Source organism: Streptomyces sp. ATLC9, assembly GCF_057196705.1.
The window spans coordinates 1-4401 of record NZ_JBXUOY010000364.1 but is presented as its reverse complement, the minus strand read 5'-3'; the positions used below and the strand labels follow the sequence as shown (position 1 = coordinate 4401).

Below are 4401 nucleotides of genomic sequence, written 5' to 3'. Positions count from 1 at the left end.
CGGCGGGGTTGGCCTCGGCGAGGGTGCGGTAGTGGGTGACGGCTTCGGTGGCGGTGGTCAGTGCGGTGGTGCGGTCTCCGGCCTCGCTCTGCCGGATGGCGAGGTTGTTCAGGGAGCCGGCGAGGTCGGGGAGGAAGGCGGCGGGGTTGGCCTCGGCGAGGGTGCGGTAGTGGGTGACGGCTTCGGTGGCGGTGGTCAGTGCGGTGGTGCGGTCTCCGGCCTCGCTCTGCCGGATGGCGAGGTTGTTCAACCACGAGGCACGCGCCGCGAGGGAGTCATTGGAGGCTGAGTCGGCTTTTCCGGGCTCGGAGCGTCGTGTGGCGATAAGGGCCAGACCACGCAACGTGGAATGCCCAACCGGTAGAGTCCTGGCAAGCTCATCCAGCGGGAGCGGAGTTTCCGCCTGCTCCGCAAGGGCCTCCAGTACCTGGACGAAAGGCCCTCCCTGCTGTGCGGCGACAAAAAAGGCCGGACGCCAGAGATCTGGTTTCTTGTCCAACGCCAGACGGGCCAGTTCGTCGCTGTGGGAACTACTCGCCGGCATGCTCGATCTGGTGATGTTGACGCATACGTTGAACCGCTCGCTGAAGTCCTCGCCGTCCTCGGCGATGGCTAGACACTTCGCGAAGAGCTTTTCGTCCGCACCGAAGACCTCGGAGATGAGATGTGCGCCTACGGGGTCGGGGCGTACGGCGTAGCTGCCGTCTTCCGCGGCCTCCGGTAGTAGCTCGGCGAGGAGGTCCGCGATGTCCGATCGTCGCTGAACGTTCTCCTGCAAGCCGTGTACCGCGCGAAGAACATCGCTGAGACGCTCCACGCGGGGAGAAAGCAGGGTGAGGCAGGCTCCGGCTTCGCGGAGCTGGGCTTCAACCGTCCTTCCTACCCTGCCGATGTTCTGGCGCCTGTAGCAGCGCTTCCAGTAGTCGATCTCGGCTTGAAGGACTTTGTCATATAGTTCTTTTTTGGTCGCCGGCGCCGCCGTGTTCTGGATTTCATTTTCCTGCCGAGCGGCGAGCCAGCCATGCATGATCAGGTCCAGAGTCGTCCAACGGTCGGAGTGCGGGTCCGGCGGTGGGCTTGTGCCGAGCGCTGCCGCTTGCGGACCGCCGAAGGCGAGAACTGCTGCGCGGTAGACGCGGGGCGGGTGGGGATGGCAGGCAGACAGTGGCCGACGCTGCACCGTGTGCCGGATGTGCTTGAGCTCGGGCTCGATCTCATCGTCCCACCATGAGTTGATGGAACGCGCTGTCAGGAGCAAGCAGGTGGGGTGGTTGCGGTTTTCCAGTTCGCGCAGCAGCCGGGTCACATCCTCTGCCTTGCCTTCCTCCGTGTAGTCCACGACGACGAGGAGGGGTAGAGCGACACGGGCGAGCCACTCCAGGTCGCGGGATGCGGGTGAACGCAGCAGGAAACCGGTGTACCAGCCTTCCTGGGCCAGTCGGTGGGCCAACTCCGCGGCGAGCCGGGTCTTTCCGGAGCCGCCGGGACCGTGCAGTAGGACGATCTTCGTACGTGGCTCCCCGGGGTCCGGGGCCTGGTACCAGTCGTGGAGGTAGTCCAATTCATCGCGCTGTTGGAAGTACACGGTGTCCTGGCGTGCAGTCAGGGGACCTAGCGGACCGGTATCTTCCGATGTCGGCTGGTAGGGGGCGGTCAGCACCCGAGTCCCGGGGCGGCCGGGCGGAGGGTAGGGGTCGATCTGCGGGTATCCCAGACCGATATCGAGGGTGAGGCGCCACCGTTGCGGTCCGGCCTCGTGCAGCAGTCGCGCGCCGTGCTGCACTGCCTCGGCCCAGGAGAGCCGGCGCCGCCGCAGCGGGTCGACGGCTGTCTCACGGCTGGAGAGTCCGGTGACATCGATGACGAAGAACTCTTCAGAAGTGTCTTCTCCGGCTGTCTCCGCCACCTCGTCGGCGAAATTCGAGGGCAGCGTGTCCCAGGCTGCGGTGTCCTCATATCTGCGGTAGGAACGGTCCGGGACGCCGGACCAGCTCCCACCGCGCCATACAGCTACCAGGGCATGGGCCGGGTCGCTGGGAAGAGCGCCGTCGAGGACGATCAGCAGCGGGTGCAGCCCGATGTGCAGGCATGCGCCGGCGAACGTGATGGCCACGTCCAGGCAGGTGCCGTAGCGGGGCCGGTCGAGTACCACATCCGGTGGGCGGATGTCCTGGAGTCCGGAGCTGCTCGAGGTGGGCTCGTCTACGTAGGTGATGTCTTGCCCTGCGAACACCTCGTACAGCTCGCGGACCCGCGTGTCCACAGGGTCCTCGGAGGGACCGAGAGCCTTGGGCGTCCGGCCATCTTCATAGTTCTTGCGCAGCAAGTGCTGCACGGCGTCGCGCTGCACGTACTGGATCAGCGACTTCGGGTTCTGTGTCGCCGACCAGCGTGGCCATGCCCCGTTCATGTCTGCTCTTCCCTGTTGCTGATGTTGATGACGCCCAGCGGCGCGCTGTTGGACAGCCGACCTGTGCGGGGTACTCCCGTGGCCCGGGCCTCCACGGTGTACAGCCCCGCCGGCAGCGGGTCGATCGCGGCCGACCAGGCGACGCCGTCGCCTGCCGCAGTGCAGGGCAGCCAGCCGGTACGGTGCCCGCGTGGGTCCTCGGCGGTGATCTGGATCCGTATCGCGGTGCGCTCGTCGGGTTCGGTGCCGCGCAGGCGCACCGTGACGCGGAAGGGCAGGTCGGCCAGTACGGTCTCGTCCAGGTCGAAACCGAGCCAGGGACGATCCGGTTCACCACTGCCGCGCACGGATGAGCCGGACGAGCCGGAGAGCTGCTCGAGGATCTCGTTGACGACGATCGCACCGGGCAGCGCCAGATGTGTCTCTGTGGTGGGGCGCCAGGACAGCCTTCTCTTCTCCTGCTCCGTGTCGCCGTCTTCCAAGTCCAGCTCAAGAGGAATGGCGGAGATGAACGGGACGGTGCCGTCACCTTCTTCCCGTTGCCGTGCCAGCCATGGCGCGGGGCGCCGCGAGACGGTGAGTTCTCCTGACTCCGACAGTTCCGCCTGTAGGGGAGTGCCGTGTCCCTGTGCGTACACGGGCATGACAGGTGGGCAGCCCGCAGATGCGGACAGCTCCGTCCACGCCTGTTCGATGTCCCTGTGGACTTCAAAGGCGTCCTTGGCCCGGCGGGTGAAGGATGCACCGGCGCCGGGGGCCTTGGCATCCGTCAACTGGGTGACCGTGGAGGGGTCCAGTTCGTAGGGGTAGAGGGTGACGCCATCAGCCGCACGTCGCACTGCGTGGTAGCGAGGAAGCAGTTCGTATATGGAAGGCCAGTCACGCAACTCACCGCGGAGTGCGGTGAGGCGCACAGGGCCGACACGGGGACCGTTGACCAGCGCGTCCAGGGCTTTCGGGGCGCCGCGGTGCGGAGTGCCCAATGTGATCAGGGCGGCGCAGTGCCGAGCACCGTCAAGCGGACCGAGCCAGTAACGTGCCACCAGTCCGCCGAGGGAGTGAGCCACCACGACAACCCGGCGGGTGCGGCCCTCGTTGCTGAGGCCCTTCAGTCGGGCGTGGATATCTGCGGCGAGGTGTTTGGCTGTGCGCTGGACACTGACGCGAAAGTCATAAGGGAAGAGCACTACGTCCGCGTCCAGGTCTTGTTCGCTTCCTGGACGGCTGATGTCGAATTTTGCGCCCGGGAAAGTGTTGGCCAGGGAGGCGGTGAGCTGTTGATAGCCGGGCAGGACGAACGGTCCTGCGATGCGGATGTGGCGCAGTAGTCCGTGTGGGATCAGCTCAGGGTGGGCACCCAGGCTGAGCCGGGACGGCCGCATGGCGCTGGAAGCGATATGACGCAGGCTGCTGTCCCACGGCTTCCCGCCTTCGGGTGTACGCAGGGTGCTTCCGCCGATGCCGGGCACCACGATCACCAGATGCTTCAGGCGCGTCAAGGCACGCACGAATCCCCCTCTGCCCTGCCGCCGCCACCCGATGGGTGTCCCACCGACTCGTGTCTTCCTCAAAGTGACGACTGCTCAGAGCGACGACGGTAGCGTCCCCGTAGACCCTTGAGTGGGGAGAAAATGGCACACTGATACCAAGTAGTTACCTTGCATGCGAAAGGGATGCATACGCCGAGGTGGCAGGTCTCCAGCAGCCTGTTCGACGCCGTGCACGCACCGCCGTCTTGCCGGCGTCACTTGCCCAGCCCGCCGGCCAGGTCTCGATCGGAGCAGGCACGGGAGGACCGGACGAGTCGGCGCACGTTGCGCATCAGAAGTCCTCCTCGGTGGCGGGGCGACAGTACGACTGCCGGACGCCGCAGGAGCGGACTGAGCTTGGCGTTTAACCTCGCGTGTCACCCGACCTGCTGAGGTCTTCTGTTTCGGGGAACGTGCGACGCGGCCGTCCTCCACGCTTCGAGGTGTCGAGTCACGGAGTGT

2 protein-coding genes are annotated in these 4401 nt (G+C 66.1%); both read right to left on the bottom strand.

Annotated elements, in window-relative coordinates; genetic code table 11:
* A partial coding sequence (locus AC2CJA_RS24640) for a P-loop NTPase (protein ID WP_484604885.1) occupies positions 1 to 2410 on the bottom strand: 2410 nt, incomplete at its 3' end.
* Positions 2407 to 3909: a lipase family alpha/beta hydrolase gene (locus tag AC2CJA_RS24635; RefSeq protein ID WP_484604884.1), complete on the bottom strand. Its 1503-nt coding sequence runs from the start codon at positions 3907 to 3909 to the stop codon at positions 2407 to 2409. The genes AC2CJA_RS24640 and AC2CJA_RS24635, both read right to left, overlap by 4 nt.
* Between the last annotated feature and the right edge of the window lie 492 nt (positions 3910 to 4401).